The following is a 14,224-nucleotide window of genomic DNA, read 5'->3' on the forward strand; positions in this document are numbered from 1 at the left end:
CATGGCGACGCTACTTCTGTCGGCTGCGGGCGCGGCCATCGGCGGCATGACCTCGGGCACGGTTCTGGGTCTGAGCGGGGCGGTAATCGGGCGCGCGGTGGGCGCGACGCTGGGGCGGATGATCGACCAGCGCGACCAGCGCGCCGCCCCCGAAAGCGGGTCGGAATTGGTCGAGCGGGGCCGGATCGACCGGTTCCGCATCACGCAGGCCGACGAGGGCGTGCCGGTGGCGCAGCTGTTCGGGCGGATGCGGCTGGGCGGGCAGGTGATCTGGGCCACGCAATTCGTGGAACATGTCACGACGACCACGACCACGACCGGCGGCGGGGGCGGTGGCGGAGGCGGCGGCAAGGGTGCGCCGCGCCGCCCGCCCGAGCCGACATTCACCACCACGACGACGACCTATTCCTATTCGATCAGTCTTGCGCTGGCGCTGTGCGAGGGGGAGATCCGGCGGGTGGGCCGGGTCTGGGCCGATGGGATCGAGCTGGACCAGAGCAGCGTGGTGATGCGCGTCTATCATGGCGGCGCGGACCAGATGCCCGATCCGTTGATGGCGGCGGTGGAAGGGGCGGGTGCCGTGCCCGCCTATCGCGGGATCGCCTATGTCGTGTTCGAGGATCTGGACCTGACGCCCTATGGCAACCGGGTGCCTCAATTCGCCTTTGAGGTGACGCGGGGGGCGCAGCCCAAGGCCGATATCCTGCCCGCCGCCGCCGACATGGTGCGCGCCGTGGCGCTGATGCCGGGAACGGGGGAATATGCGCTGGCGACCCGCGTCGTCACCTATTCCGACGGGTTCGGATCGGGGGGCGCGCTCAATGCCGGGACGGCGATGGGGGGTGCGGATTTTCCCCATGCGCTGAGGCAGATGCGCGAGGTCTTGCCGGGGCTCGGATCGGTCAGCCTGATCTATTCGTGGTTCGGGGATGATCTGCGCGCGGGGGCGTGCCGGGTGAAGCCCAAGGTCGAGGATCAGAGCCGGGACGGGGCGCAGATGCCCTGGCGCGCGGGCGGGATCGCGCGGGCCGAGGCCGAGACGCTGGCGCGTGTGGATGGTCGCCCGATCTATGGCGGCACGCCCGCCGATGGATCGGTGATCGAGGCGATCCGCGCGATCCGGGCCGGGGGGCAGGAGGTGATGGTCTATCCCTTCTTGCTGATGGAGATCCTGTCGGGCAACGGGCGGCCGGACCCCTGGGGCGGGGCGGAACAGCCCCCCCTGCCGTGGCGGGGACGGATCACGGGCGACCTGGCCCCCGGAATGCCTGGCAGCCCCGATGGCACGGACGCCAACCGCGCGGCGGTGGCGGCATTTTTCGGCACGGCACGGGCGGCGCATTTCAGCATCTCGGGCGATCAGGTCAGTTATTCCGGCCCTGCGGAATGGAGCTATGGGCGCTTCATCTTGCATGCTGCGGCGCTGTGTGCGGCGGCGGGAGGGGTGGAGGCGTTCTGCATCGGGTCCGAGATGCGGTCGCTCACGCAGATGCGCGACGATCTGGGCTTTCCGGCGGTGGCGGCCTTTCGGGCGCTGACCGCGGAGGTGCGTATCCTGCTGCCCCATGCCGATCTGGGCTATGCCGCCGACTGGTCGGAATATTTCGGCTATCATCCGCAGGACGGCAGCGGCGAGGTGCATTTCCATCTCGATCCGCTTTGGGCCGATCCGCAGATCGATTTCATCGGCATCGACAATTACATGCCGCTCAGCGACTGGCGCGAGGGCCCGGATCATGCCGATGCGGAGTGGGGTGTGATCCACGATCTGGACTACCTGCGCGCCAATATCGAGGGGGGGGAGGGATACGACTGGTATTACCCCACCGCCGAGGCGCGGGCGGCGCAGCGGCGCGAGCCCATCACCGACGGGCTTTACGGGGAGCCCTGGACCTTTCGCTACAAGGATCTGCGCGGCTGGTGGGAGGCGGAGCATCACAACCGCATCCCCGGTCCGCGCGGCTGGGCCGTGCCCAATGGCGACCGGCCCGATCTGTGGGGCACGGCGGGGGGCGCGGTTCTGAGCCCCGTGGCGGGCAGTTTCGTCGAGGGGCGGTTTCGCAATGCGGTGCGGGTGACGGATGCGGCGGGCAATTTCCTGTCCATGGCGCGCTCGGCGGATTTTCCGGGGCTGGCGGGCACGCCCTACAAGGTGCGGCTGTTCTACCGGGCGGGGAGTGCGACCTACCTGCGGCTGACGGTCGATTACCGCGATCCGGTGGTGGCGTGGATCTATGTCGTGGGCGCGCCGGGCGCGCTTGCCCCGATCACGGTCTCGGGCCATGTGGTGCAGGGGGTGGAGAATATCCTGCATCCCGATGGCACCCATGAATTCCGCTGCGAGATCATCCTGAAAGGGCATGATCCGGCGATGAACATCGGCTTTGGGCCGGGGTCGAATGTCGTGGGCCAGACCGTGGATTTCGTCGGGCTGGGGGTGACGGCGCGCGCGCTGCACAAGACGGGTTGGGTGCCGATGTCCAAGCCCATCCGCTTTACCGAGATCGGCTGTCCCGCCGTCGACAAGGGGACGAACGAGCCCAACAAGTTCTTTGATCCCAAGAGCTCGGAAAGCGCCTTGCCGCAGTTTTCGAACGGGCGGCGCGATGATCTGATCCAGGCGCAATATCTGCGCGCGATCCTGTCCTATTGGGCGGAACCGGGGAAAAACCCCGTTTCGCCCATCTATGGCGGGCCGATGCTGGAGATGGACCGCGCGCATGTCTGGGCCTGGGATGCGCGGCCATGGCCCGCTTTCCCGCGCGACACGGCGCGGTGGTCGGATGGCGACAACTGGCGCTTGGGGCATTGGATCTCGGGGCGGATCGAGGCGGTGCCGCTCAGCCATGTGGTGGCCGAATTGTGCGAGGCGGCCGGTGTGACCCGCTATGACGTCTCAGACCTTCAGGGTCTGGTGCGCGGGCATCTGTCGGGCGAGACGGAAAGCGCGCGGGCAAGGGTGCAGGCCCTGATGCTGGCCTATGGTTTTCTCGCCGTGGAGCGGGAGGGCATGTTGGTCTTTCGGCATCTGCCGCGCAGGCCTGCGGCGGTGATCGATCCGGGTCTGACCGCGCTGGGCGAGGGGGGCGCTGGCGGTCTGACGCTGAGCCGGGCGGCGGAAGCGGAGGTGACGGGGCGCGTGCGCATCGGCTTCACCGCGGCGGAGGCCGATTACGGTGAACGGGTGGCCGAGGCGGTGTTTCCCGGCGACGGATCGGATCTTGTCACGGTGAGCGATCTTCCCCTGGCGATGACCGGACCCGAGGCGCAGGCCATCGCGGAACGCTGGCTGGCGGAGGCGGGCGTGGCGCGCGATGGGCTGAGCCTTGTCCTGCCGCCCTCGACGCGGGGGGTGGGCGCGGGCGACATGGTGGCGCTGGGCGACGGATCGACCTGGCGGATCGACCGGGTCGAGGACCGGGGCGCGCGGGCCATCGAGGCGGTGCGCGTGGAGCCATCGGTGTTCGACCCGTCGGACGCGGTGGAGGAACGCGCGCCCGTCATCCCCTTTGTGCCGCCCATGCCGGTCAGCCCGGTCTTCATGGACCTGCCGCTGTTGACGGGGGGCGAGATCGAGCATGCGCCGCATCTGGCCGTCACGGCGACGCCCTGGGCGGGGGCTGCGGCGGTCTATGCCTCGGCCAGCGAGGACGGGTTTTCGCTGGTCCGTTTCATCGAGCGGCGCGCGGTGATCGGGCGGCTCGAGACGCCGCTTTTCGGGGCGAGGCCGGGGTTGTGGGACCGGTCCGGCCCCTTGCGCCTGCGCATTCCGGAGGCGCGTCTGGCGGGGGCCGAGATGGAGGCGGTGCTGAACGGGGCCAATGCCGCCGCGGTCGGCATCGGCGATGACGGGCCGTGGGAGGTGATCCAGTTCGCCGGCGCGGAGCTGGTCGGACCCGACCTGTGGGAGATCGGCCTGCGGCTGAGGGGGCAGCAAGGCACCGATGCGCTGATGCCCGAGATCTGGCCCGAGGGCAGCCTGTTCGTGCTGCTCGACGGGGCGCCGGTTCAGATCGATCCGGGAATGGCGGCGCGGGGATTGGCGCGGAACTACCGGATCGGGCCCGCGCGGCGGAGCGTGGAGGACGCAAGCTACGTGGCGCGCCGTCTGGCCTTTGCCGGGGCGGGGTTGCGGCCCTATTCCCCCGTCCATCTGCGCGCGATGCCCGGGGAAGCGGGGCTTTCGGTCAGCTGGATCCGGCGCAGCCGGATCGACGCCGACAGCTGGCAGGGGGTGGACGTGCCGCTGGGCGAGAGCGCGGAAAGCTACCTTCTGCGGATCAGCGATGCCGCCGGGCTGCGGCGCGAGGTGACGCTGGGCGCGCCCGGTTTCGTCTACACGAGCGCGATGCGGTCCGGGGATGGCACGCTTGCGCCTTTCACCATCGAGGTTGCCCAGCTTTCCGACAGGTTCGGACCGGGCCCGTTTGCAAGGATCACGATCAATGACTGACACACCGCGCCTGTCCCTGCCGCTCTTGTCGCCGTCGCAGGCGCAAAAGCATGTCACCGTGAACGAAGCCTTGGCTCGCATCGACGGATTGACGCAACTGACGCTGGTTTCCATCGATGTGGCGACCCCGCCCGTCGTGCCGGTGGAGGGTGAGGTTTATGCCGTGCCCGAAGGCGCGCTGAACACCTGGGCAGGCCAGGGGGGAAAGCTTGCCATCGCGGTCAATGGCGGTTGGGTTTTCGTGGAGCCGCGCCGGGGGTGGCAGGCGCTGGTTTTGGACCGGGGTCTGCCTGCGATCCATTCGGGAGCGGACTGGCGGCTTGGAGCCATGACGCTGGGTGCGTCGGGGGCGGGTCTGTCCGTGGGGTTGGTGGAATTCGACCAACCGATGGGCGGCGGGCCATCGGTCACGACCGCCCCCGTCATTCCGGCGCGCGCAACCGTTTTCGGGGTCACAGGCCGGGTGGTGGAGGCGATCACGGGGGGTGCTGCAAGCTGGTCCCTGGGCGTTGCGGGCGATCCGGGGCGGTTCGGCACGGGGCTTGGCATGGGCCAGAATTCCTGGGTCAACGGGCCTGCGGCGCCCGTGGTCTATTGGGATGCGACCGCGCTGGTCCTGACGGCGGCGGGGCCTGCGTTCACCGGGGGGCTGGTGCGGTTCGCGGTGCATTACACGGAATTGTTCCTGCCAGATCCGGTCTGAGCGATCCGGTCCTTCCCTTCCATGATGGACCCTGCTGCCTATCTGCGGTATTCAGGGGGCCAGAACCGGAGGGCAAAGCCATGGCGAAGGTGCAAAGAAAACTGGCCGGGGTCGATCCGGTCTGGCAGCGCATCCTGACCGAGGCCGAACAGGCGGTGATCGACGAGCCGCTTCTGGGCGGGTTGATCCATGGTTGCGTGCTGCATCACGACAGCCTGGAGCGGGCGCTGGCCTACCGCTTGGCGCAAAAGCTCGCCTCGGGCGAGATGTCGGAGCAATTGGTGCGCGAGATCGCGGATGAGGCGCATCGCGCGGACCCCGGTCTGGGGGCTGCGGCGCGCGCCGATATCATGGCGGTCCATGACCGGGACCCGGCCTGCCACCGCTATATCCAGCCCCTGTTGTTCTTCAAGGGCTTCCAGGCCGTGCAGGCCTATCGCGTCGGCCATTGGCTTTGGACGCAGGGGCGGCAGGATCTGGCCTATTTCATCCAGATGCGGGTGTCCGAGGTTTTCGGGGTCGACATCCATCCGGCCGCAAGGATCGGCAAGGGGATCATGATCGACCATGCCCATTCCATCGTGGTGGGGGAAACGGCGGTCGTGGGCGACAATGTCTCGATGCTGCATTCCGTGACGCTGGGCGGCACCGGCAAGGAGACCGAGGATCGCCACCCCAAGATCGGCGACGGTGTTCTGATCGGGGCAGGGGCCAAGGTTCTGGGCAATATCCGCATCGGTAACTGCTCGCGCATCGCGGCAGGCTCCGTGGTGCTGGAGGAAGTGCCCGCCTGCAAGACGGTGGCGGGCGTGCCCGCGCGGATCGTGGGCGAGGCGGGCTGTGCGCAGCCGGCGATGAGCATGGATCACCTGTTGCCCAATCCGGGGACGGGTGTGGCCGGGTAGGGTGATCGTGGTGGTGCGCCTAAAGGCGCACCCTACGCAGGACCGGGTGTTGCACGGGTGGGATGCGCCTTGAGGCACACCCAAGTTGGTTATGTAGGGTGGATGGAACCCACCAGACATGCATCGATCGGAAACGGCAATGGTGGGTTGCACCCACCCTACGGGTCCATAGGTGGAACGCGCGTTGACGGGGGGTGCGCCTCAAGGCGCCCCCATGCGGTCGCAGTATCCGCTTTTGGGCGCCCCCGTCACTCGGCCGCGCGCGACATCCGCTTGCGTTCATGCGGATCGAGATAGCGCTTGCGCAACCGGATCGCGTTCGGCGTAACCTCGACCAGTTCGTCATCGTCGATATAGGCGATGGCCTGTTCCAGCGTCATCGTGATGGGCGTCGTCAGGCGCACCGCCTCATCCGTGCCGGAAGCGCGGATGTTGGTCAGTTTCTTGCCCTTGAGCGGGTTCACCTCGAGATCGTTGTCGCGCGAATGCTCGCCGATGATCATGCCGGTGTAGACGGGTTCCTGCGCGCCGATGAACATCCGGCCGCGTTCCTCGAGGTTCCAGAGCGCATAGGCGACCGAGACGCCGTTTTCCATCGAGATCAGAACGCCCGCGCGCCGCCCTTCGATCGGGCCCTTGTAGGGTTCCCAGGCGTGGAAGACGCGGTTCAGAACGCCCGTGCCGCGCGTGTCGGTCAGGAATTCGCCGTGGTAGCCGATGAGCCCGCGCGAGGGCACCAACGCGATGATCCGCGTCTTGCCGGCGCCTGCGGGTTTCATTTCCTTCAGCTCGCCCTTGCGGGGTCCGGTGATCTTTTCGATCACGGCGCCGGTGTAATCGTCATCGACGTCGATGGTGACTTCCTCGACCGGTTCATGACGCTGGCCGTCGATCTCGCGGAAGAGCACCTGCGGGCGGGAGATCGACAATTCGAACCCTTCGCGGCGCATGTTCTCGATCAGGACGCCCATCTGCAATTCGCCGCGGCCCGCAACCTCGAAGGCTTCGCCGCCGGGCGTGTCGGTGACGCGGATGGCGACATTGCTTTCCGCCTCTTTCAGCAGACGCTCGCGGATCACGCGGCTTTGCACCTTCTTGCCGTCGCGGCCTGCGAGCGGGCTGTCGTTGATCCCGAAGGTGACGGTGATGGTCGGCGGATCAATGGGCTGTGCGTGGAGCGGTTCATCGACCGCAAGCGCGCAGATCGTATCGGCCACGGTCGATTTCGTCATGCCCGCAAGGCTGACGATATCGCCAGCGAGCGCTTCCTCGATGTCTTGCTGGGCGAGGCCGCGGAACGCCTGGATCCGGGTGACGCGGAATTGTTCGACCTTTTCGCCAAGCCGCGAGAGCGTCTGCACGGTCTGGCCGACCTTGAGCCGCCCGGATTCGACCCGACCCGTCAGGAGCCGTCCGACGAAGGGATCGGCCCCGAGCGTCGTGGCGAGCATCCGGAAATCCTCGTTCTGGCGGGCGATCTGGCGCGGCTTGGGCACGTGGCGCACGATCAGGTTGAAGAGCGCGTGCAGATCCTTGCGCGGGCCGTCGAGCGTGGGATCGGCCCAGCCGGACCGGCCGGACGCGTAAAGATGCGGAAAATCGAGTTGATCCTCATCGGCATCGAGCGCTGCGAAAAGGTCGAAGACCTCGTCCAGTGCGCGGTCGGGATCGGCATCGGGCTTGTCGACCTTGTTCAGGACCACGATGGGCCGCAGGCCAAGCGCCAGCGCCTTGGAGGTCACGAATTTCGTCTGGGGCATCGGCCCTTCGGCCGCGTCGACCAAAAGCACCACACCATCGACCATGCTCAGGATGCGTTCCACCTCGCCGCCGAAATCGGCGTGGCCGGGGGTGTCGACGATGTTGATCCGCGTGCCTTTCCATTCCACCGAGGTGGGCTTGGCAAAGATCGTGATGCCGCGTTCGCGTTCCAGATCGTTGCTGTCCATCGCGCGTTCGGCCACGGCCTGATTTTCGCGGAAAGCGCCGGATTGCTTGAGAAGGTTGTCGACCAGCGTGGTCTTGCCGTGGTCGACGTGCGCGATGATCGCGATATTGCGGAGGTCCATGGGGGGAAAGGGCCTTTGGATCGGAAAGGGGACAGGGTTGGCCGTGCCGTTACAGGCTCGGGCGGGCTTTGGCTAGGCCGAAAGGGCGGAATGGTGCCGCGCTGCGGCGAAAGCGTCGGGTCAGCGCGTCTTGCGCAGGCGGATCACGACGTCGAGCTTGGCGATCTCGTAGCCTTCGGGAACCTCGGGCAGGCCGCGGATTTCCAGGTCGCCGCCGGGCGCATCGGTCAGATGCCCGCTGTCCTCGAAGTGGAAATGCGGGTGATCATCCATCCGCGTGTCGAAATAGCTGCGCGAGCCGTCGACGGTCACTTCCTGCATGAGGCCCGCATCGCAAAACGCGCGCAGCGTGTTGTAGACGGTGGCCAGCGACACCCTGTCACCCGTCGCCATCACCGCATCATGCAGCCCCTCGGCGGTCACATGGCGGTTTTCCCCGTCGCCGACGAGCAAAGAGGCAAGCGCCAGACGCTGGCGCGTCGGTCTCAGGTCACCTTGGGCGAGCCAGGTTTTGCTGCGTTCGAGGGCTGCGGGCGTCATGGCGGCGGCTTTCGTGGCGGTTTCCCCATATATAGGGCGTTTTCCCCGCTGGTTTCAATCGCAAAGCCATGGGCGGGGTTGGGCGGCCTTGCACCGCGCGTGCGGGCGATGCTAGAGCTTTGCAAATTTTTCGGCCCGAGCGGTCACGGCATCTGCGGGGGGACATGGCAGATTATCCCACATCTTTCGACCGCGAGGGGCTTTTGGCCTGCGCCCGTGGCGAGCTTTTCGGACCCGGCAACGCGCAGCTTCCCGCGCCGCCCATGTTGATGATGGACCGCATCACCGAGATTTCGGGGGATGGCGGCGAACATGGCAAGGGCCATGTGGTCGCCGAATTCGACATCACGCCGGACCTGTGGTTCTTTGAATGCCATTTCCCCGGCAACCCGATCATGCCCGGCTGCCTTGGGCTGGATGGTCTGTGGCAGCTGACGGGCTTCAACCTTGGCTGGCGCGGCTGGCAGGGGCGGGGCTATGCGCTGGGCGTGGGCGAGGTCAAGCTGACCGGCATGGTGCGCCCCGACCGCAAGATGCTGACCTATCACGTCGATTTCACCAAGGCGATCCAGACCCGCCGCCTGACCATGGGCGTGGCGGACGGGCGCGTCGAGGCGGATGGCGAGGTGATCTACCTCGTCAAGGACATGAAGGTCGCGCTGAGCGAAAGCTGAAGGACGGGCGCGGCGACGCAAGGTCGCGCGGCCCCCATCTGCTTGCGTCAGTGACCGTGCTTGCCTAAACAGGCCCGGACCAACGCAAGGGAGGCCACATGCGCCGCGTCAAACCACAGGTTTGCACATGAGACGGGTCGTCGTCACGGGCTTGGGCATCGTGTCGCCCATCGGGAACACCGCCGCCGAGGTGGAGGCGTCCTTGCGCGCCGGCCGTTCGGGGATCGAAACGCATCCCGACATGGTGGAACGCGGGTTCCGCAGCCAGATCGCCGGAACGCTCAAGATCGACACCGCCGAACATGTCGACAAGCGTGCGCTTCGTTTCATGGGGCCGGGGGCGGCCTATGCCCATATCGCCATGGGGCAAGCCATCGCCCATGCGGGCCTGACCGAGGCGGAGATCGTGTCGGAACGGACCGGGTTGATCGCAGGCTCGGGCGGGCCGTCGACCAGCGCCATGTTTGCCGCGCATCAATCGGTGCTCTCGACCGGGGCCACCAAGCGCATCGGGCCGTTCGCCGTGCCCAAGTGCATGTCCTCGACCATCAGCGCGAACCTTGCCACGGCCTACCGGATCAAGGGCATCAACTATTCCATCACCTCGGCCTGCTCGACCTCGCTCCATTGCATCGGGGCGGCGGCGGAACAGATCATGCTGGGCAAGCAGGACGTGATGTTCGCGGGCGGGGCCGAGGAACTGGACTGGACGCTGTCGTGCCTGTTCGATGCGATGGGCGCGATGTCGTCGAAATACAATGACACGCCTGCGCGTGCCTCCCGGGCGTTTGACGCGGGACGCGACGGCTTCGTGATCGCGGGCGGCGGCGGTATCGTGGTGCTGGAAGCCCTCGATCACGCGCTGGCACGCGGGGCCAATATCCTTGCCGAGGTCACGGGGTTTGCCGCCACCTCCGACGGGCATGACATGGTCGCGCCGTCGGGCGAGGGCGGGGAACGGGCGATGCGGCTGGCGCTGCAGACGCTGCCCGCAGGTCGCCGCGTCGATTACATCAACGCGCATGGCACATCGACCCCCGTGGGCGATGTGGGCGAGGTCCAGGCCGTGCGCCGCGTGTTCGGTGAGGGGACGACGCCGCCCATCAGCTCCACCAAGTCGATGACGGGTCATGCCCAGGGTGCCGCCGGCGCGCTGGAGGCGATTTTCTGCCTTTTGATGTTGCAAGGCGATTTCATCGCCCCCTCGATCAATGTCGAAACGCTTGATCCCGCCTTGTCACCGGACGAGATCGCGACCAGCCTGCGTGAAAATGCGGGTCTGGACACGGTTATGACGAATTCCTTCGGGTTTGGTGGCACGAACGGCTCCATGCTGCTCAGCCGGTTTGACGGGTAAGACGGACATGGCGAATTTGATGACGGGCAAACGCGGGCTTGTGATGGGGGTCGCGAACGACCGCTCCATCGCTTGGGGGATCGCGTCGGCGCTCCATGCCGAAGGCGCGGAGCTGGCCTTTTCCTACCAGGGCGAAGCTTTCGGCAAGCGGGTCGAACCGCTGGCCGCCTCGGTCGGGTCGGATTTTCTCGTCGATGTGGACGTGATGGATGACGACAGCCTCGATGCGGCCTTTGCCGCGCTCAAGGCGCGTTGGGGGACCATCGATTTCCTTGTCCATGCCATCGCCTATTCCGACAAGACCGAGCTGACGGGCCGCTTCATCAACACCAGCCGCGAGAATTTCCGCAATTCGCTGACGATCAGCTGCTATTCCTTCATCGACGTGGCGCGCCGCGCCTCGGAACTGATGCCCGATGGGGGCAGCCTGATCACGCTCACCTACCAGGGGTCGAACCGGGTGACGCCCTTCTACAACGTGATGGGCGTGGCCAAGGCGGCGCTGGAAAGCTCGGTCCGCTATCTGGCCAATGACCTTGGGCCGCAAGCCATCCGCGTGAACGCGATCAGCCCCGGCCCGATGAAGACGCTGGCGGGGGCCGCCATCGGCGGTGCACGCAAGACCTTCAAGACGACTGAGGCGAATGCGCCGCTCCGCGCCAATGCCACGCTCGAGGCCATCGGCGGCACGGCGGTCTACCTGTGTTCGGATTACGGGGGCTGCACCACGGGCGAGATCGTCATCGTGGATGGCGGCTATCACGTGCTGGGCATGATGCAGCCCGAGAACATGTAGCGCCTGCGGGGCGTCACATCCTTTCCCTCAGGTTAATGCCGGGGGAATCACGCGACTTATCAATGCCTTGGGGTTTTGTGCAAGCTTGCACAGCCTTGCTCTTTTCCCGGAGTGCCGCGCCGCCCTGATGCAGGGGCGGCGCGGCTTTGGCGGGATCAGTTCGGGATGATCCGGTAGATCTCACCCTCGTCCATGGCGGCATAAAGGTTGCCATCCGGCCCCAGAACGACCGAGCGGAACCGCCCCGGCGGCATGGTGAGCGGCAGGGTCATCACCTCGGCCGACAGGCCGTCCTCGGCGATGTCGAGCATGTCGATCCGCTGTCCGACGGGCGTGCCGCCAAAGCCGATCCCCATCACGCCCACGACCAGGTTGCCGTTCCAGTCGCCCCACTGCTCGCCCTCGAGGAAGGCGGCAGAGCTTGTCCCCTGCGACAGGCCGTTGTTGACCCAAGCGGGCGGCATGGCGTCGGGATAGGTCGCGGTGTCGGTCATCGGCATGAAGGCCGCGCGCTCGGCCGGGTCCATGCCGTCCATCTGGTTGGGCGAATAGCCGCAATAATCATCCGGACAATCGCCGCGCCCGGCCATGTTCGGGCGCGGGTCCCAGCCGCCGTTGCCGCCGGCGCGCAGCACCGTGACCTCGTCCGAATGCCAGGGCCCATGTTCGGCGATCACGACAGCGCCCGTGTCGGGATCAAAGGCGATGCCCTGCACGTTGCGGTGCCCATAGGTGAAGATGCGCGGATCGAACCCATCGGGCGCACCGTTGTCGGGGGCGGCATTGCCATCGGTGTCGATGCGCAGAACCTTGCCGGACAAGAGCGTCGGCGATTGCGGGCCGACCCCGTTGTGGGTGTCGCCCGTGGTCACATAGAGGAACCCGTCGTCATGGAACCGGATGCGCCCCCCGTTATGTGCGCCCGGCCCACCAAAGGGATGGTTCGAGGCGGCAGGCTTGTAGGGGATGTCGGTCACGATATCGACCCGGTCCGAGACCGAGGCGAAATCCTCGGCCACGGTCATGCGCAGCACCCGGTTGCTCGGCGCATCCCCGGCGCGGGACGAGGAATAGACGTAGATCGTCCGGTTCTCGACGAAAGCGGGATCAAGCGCCACGCCCTGCATCCCCCCCTGACCCTCGCAGAACAGGTCATCGCCCGTCAGCGAATAGCCGTCGGTCCCCGTCATCCCCAAAAGCGGCATGACATCGCCCGAGGGCATGCGCACGGACAGGCCGTGGCATTTTTCGGTGAAGAACATCGTGCCATCCTCGAGGAAGGCCATGTCCCACGGCGCGCGCAGGTCGGTCATGACCACGTCATGGCTCAGGCTCGGGGCTTGGGCCCGCGCGCTGGTCGTGGGCAAGGCCACCAATGCGGTGGAGCCAAGCGCCACGATCAACGAAAGGCCGATCTTTGCAGTCTTCATTGTCTTCCTCCCTGTGAATGAAACGGTGTCCTCCCCGACACCGCGCCGTGCGAAACCAGACGGCAGATGCCGCCACGAACCGGCAGTGCCGGGAAGGGCCGCCCGCACGAAAGCGGCCCATCCCTTGCGACACCGTCGGATAGGGTCAGGGCAGGCGGGTCCGATCCCGCCTGCGCCGATTTTCGGAGTGCCTAGCGGAACGTGCTGGACATGAATTCCGACAGCGCCGCGATCTCGTCATCGCTGAGGTCGCGCGCATTGGGGATCATCAGGCCGGAATTCGGCCCGATCGCCTCTCCGGCGCGGTAAATCTCGAGTTTCTCGACGAGATATTCGACCGACCGGTTCTGAAGCGACGGATAGACCGAGACCCCGCGCCCGGTACGCCCGTGGCAGGCCGAACAGGATGCCGCGTACATGTCCGCCGCCATCGCGGTATTGGTCGTATCGGCAGATGCAGGGTGCAACCCTGCCAGAAGCACCGCGCAGGACGCGGCAAATAGACGAGATTTCATGGACCCTCCCTTCCATGGCCGTCGCGGCCCGGGCGCGGAGGGTTTGGGGCAAGCATTCCCGGACATTCTACCGCGACAGACCGACGCAGCGAAAGATAACCCGGTATCTTTTGCCGTCAACGGTTCATCGCAGGCCATGCTTGCCGGTGACAAAAGCCCCTTGTCGCGCCGGCAGGTGCAGGGTCGATGCATCCGGCCGCGGCGGTGCCGGGCCGGGGGCCGGACCGGGGCGGCCATAGACCGCCCCCGCCGCGTCAGGGTCGATGCTCAGGCGACCTTGACCAGTTCCACGGCAAAGGTCAGGTCCTGACCGGCCAGCGGGTGATTGGCGTCGAGCGTCACGGCCTCTTCGGTCACCTGGGTCACCGTGACGGGCATGGCCTGACCGTCGGGCGTCTGAACCTGCAACTGCGTGCCGAGGTCGAGCGGGATATGGTCGGGGACCGCATCGCGCGGCACCTGCTGCACGGCTTCCTCGCGGCGGGGGCCATAGGCCTGCGCGGCAGGGATCGTCACGGTCTTGGTCTCGCCCTCGGACATGCCGTCAAGCGCTGCTTCGAGCCCCGGAATGATCTGGCCCGCGCCCATCTCGAAGGTCAGCGGTTCGCGCCCCTGCGAGCTGTCAAAGGTGCTGCCGTCCGGCAGGGTGCCGGTGTAGTGAATAGAAACTGTCGTGCCGGGCATGGCCTGGGTCATGGGATATCCTTTTTGGGGAAATGGGTTTTGCGGCATGGGTTGATCTGCCGCGGCTCTGGCGCAGTATAGGCGACAGGTCGCCGGGA

Annotated in this window: 11 protein-coding genes; 6 read left to right on the forward strand and 5 right to left on the reverse strand. The window is 66.7% G+C overall.

What is annotated here, in order from left to right; translation table 11 throughout:
* The first annotated feature begins 1 nt into the window (after position 1).
* The 3 genes from AABA51_RS05930 to cysE all read left to right on the forward strand — a co-directional run bounded on the left by AABA51_RS05930 (position 2) and on the right by cysE (position 6,061).
* A complete protein-coding gene (locus AABA51_RS05930) occupies positions 2-4,453 on the forward strand; it encodes a baseplate multidomain protein megatron (RefSeq protein WP_338275379.1) in 4,452 nt (1,483 codons plus the stop codon).
* Positions 4,446-5,156 carry a DUF2793 domain-containing protein gene (locus AABA51_RS05935; RefSeq protein ID WP_338275381.1) on the forward strand — a complete coding sequence of 237 codons (711 nt, stop codon included), beginning with the start codon at positions 4,446-4,448 and terminating at the stop codon, positions 5,154-5,156. Before AABA51_RS05930 ends, AABA51_RS05935 begins: the two co-directional genes overlap by 8 nt.
* Before the next feature lie 80 nt (positions 5,157-5,236).
* Positions 5,237-6,061: a serine O-acetyltransferase gene (gene cysE, locus AABA51_RS05940; RefSeq protein WP_338275384.1), complete on the forward strand. Its 825-nt coding sequence runs from the start codon at positions 5,237-5,239 to the stop codon at positions 6,059-6,061.
* 248 nt (positions 6,062-6,309) lie between these two features.
* Here cysE and typA read toward each other — a convergent pair whose 3' ends face one another.
* Both typA and irrA read right to left on the reverse strand, forming a co-directional pair.
* A complete protein-coding gene (gene typA, locus AABA51_RS05945; protein ID WP_338275387.1) occupies positions 6,310-8,130 on the reverse strand; it encodes a translational GTPase TypA in 1,821 nt (606 codons plus the stop codon).
* Positions 8,131-8,250: 120 nt separating this feature from the next.
* The gene (irrA, locus tag AABA51_RS05950) at positions 8,251-8,670 is read right to left on the reverse strand and encodes an iron response transcriptional regulator IrrA (RefSeq protein ID WP_338275389.1); all 420 of its coding nucleotides are present in this window, start codon (positions 8,668-8,670) and stop codon (positions 8,251-8,253) included.
* A 164-nt stretch (positions 8,671-8,834) separates the two neighbouring features.
* Between irrA and fabA the strand changes: the two genes are divergently transcribed.
* From fabA to AABA51_RS05965, 3 genes are all read left to right on the forward strand, one after another.
* Positions 8,835-9,344: a bifunctional 3-hydroxydecanoyl-ACP dehydratase/trans-2-decenoyl-ACP isomerase gene (gene fabA / locus AABA51_RS05955; RefSeq protein WP_338275391.1), complete on the forward strand. Its 510-nt coding sequence runs from the start codon at positions 8,835-8,837 to the stop codon at positions 9,342-9,344.
* A gap of 127 nt (positions 9,345-9,471) precedes the next feature.
* Entirely contained in the window at positions 9,472-10,701 is a 1,230-nt protein-coding gene (locus AABA51_RS05960) for a beta-ketoacyl synthase N-terminal-like domain-containing protein (protein WP_338275393.1), read from the forward strand.
* A gap of 7 nt (positions 10,702-10,708) precedes the next feature.
* On the forward strand, positions 10,709-11,497 hold the full coding sequence (locus AABA51_RS05965) for an enoyl-ACP reductase FabI (protein WP_338275395.1): 789 nt from the start codon (positions 10,709-10,711) through the stop codon (positions 11,495-11,497).
* Positions 11,498-11,652: 155 nt separating this feature from the next.
* On the opposite strand, the gene AABA51_RS05970 is transcribed toward AABA51_RS05965, so the two are convergent.
* The 3 genes from AABA51_RS05970 to AABA51_RS05980 form a co-directional block, all read right to left on the reverse strand.
* On the reverse strand, positions 11,653-12,927 hold the full coding sequence (locus AABA51_RS05970) for a PQQ-dependent sugar dehydrogenase (RefSeq protein WP_338275398.1): 1,275 nt from the start codon (positions 12,925-12,927) through the stop codon (positions 11,653-11,655).
* Positions 12,928-13,118: 191 nt separating this feature from the next.
* A complete protein-coding gene (locus AABA51_RS05975) occupies positions 13,119-13,442 on the reverse strand; it encodes a c-type cytochrome (RefSeq protein ID WP_338275401.1) in 324 nt (107 codons plus the stop codon).
* 267 nt (positions 13,443-13,709) lie between these two features.
* Positions 13,710-14,138: an FKBP-type peptidyl-prolyl cis-trans isomerase gene (locus tag AABA51_RS05980; protein WP_338275402.1), complete on the reverse strand. Its 429-nt coding sequence runs from the start codon at positions 14,136-14,138 to the stop codon at positions 13,710-13,712.
* Between the last annotated feature and the right edge of the window lie 86 nt (positions 14,139-14,224).

The organism is Roseicyclus marinus (genome assembly GCF_036322625.1).
GTDB classification, from domain to species: Bacteria; Pseudomonadota; Alphaproteobacteria; order Rhodobacterales; family Rhodobacteraceae; genus Roseicyclus; species Roseicyclus marinus_A.

What these genes read in the sequence shown, in the direction of transcription:
- AABA51_RS05930 (WP_338275379.1), top strand. Translation starts at nt 2, where the DNA reads ATGGCGACGCTACTTCTGTCGGCTGCGGGCGCGGCCATCGGCGGCATG.
- AABA51_RS05935 (WP_338275381.1), top strand. Translation starts at nt 4,446, where the DNA reads ATGACTGACACACCGCGCCTGTCCCTGCCGCTCTTGTCGCCGTCGCAG.
- cysE (WP_338275384.1), top strand. Translation starts at nt 5,237, where the DNA reads ATGGCGAAGGTGCAAAGAAAACTGGCCGGGGTCGATCCGGTCTGGCAG.
- typA (WP_338275387.1), bottom strand. Translation starts at nt 8,130, where the DNA reads ATGGACCTCCGCAATATCGCGATCATCGCGCACGTCGACCACGGCAAG.
- irrA (WP_338275389.1), bottom strand. Translation starts at nt 8,670, where the DNA reads ATGACGCCCGCAGCCCTCGAACGCAGCAAAACCTGGCTCGCCCAAGGT.
- fabA (WP_338275391.1), top strand. Translation starts at nt 8,835, where the DNA reads ATGGCAGATTATCCCACATCTTTCGACCGCGAGGGGCTTTTGGCCTGC.
- AABA51_RS05960 (WP_338275393.1), top strand. Translation starts at nt 9,472, where the DNA reads ATGAGACGGGTCGTCGTCACGGGCTTGGGCATCGTGTCGCCCATCGGG.
- AABA51_RS05965 (WP_338275395.1), top strand. Translation starts at nt 10,709, where the DNA reads ATGGCGAATTTGATGACGGGCAAACGCGGGCTTGTGATGGGGGTCGCG.
- AABA51_RS05970 (WP_338275398.1), bottom strand. Translation starts at nt 12,927, where the DNA reads ATGAAGACTGCAAAGATCGGCCTTTCGTTGATCGTGGCGCTTGGCTCC.
- AABA51_RS05975 (WP_338275401.1), bottom strand. Translation starts at nt 13,442, where the DNA reads ATGAAATCTCGTCTATTTGCCGCGTCCTGCGCGGTGCTTCTGGCAGGG.
- AABA51_RS05980 (WP_338275402.1), bottom strand. Translation starts at nt 14,138, where the DNA reads ATGACCCAGGCCATGCCCGGCACGACAGTTTCTATTCACTACACCGGC.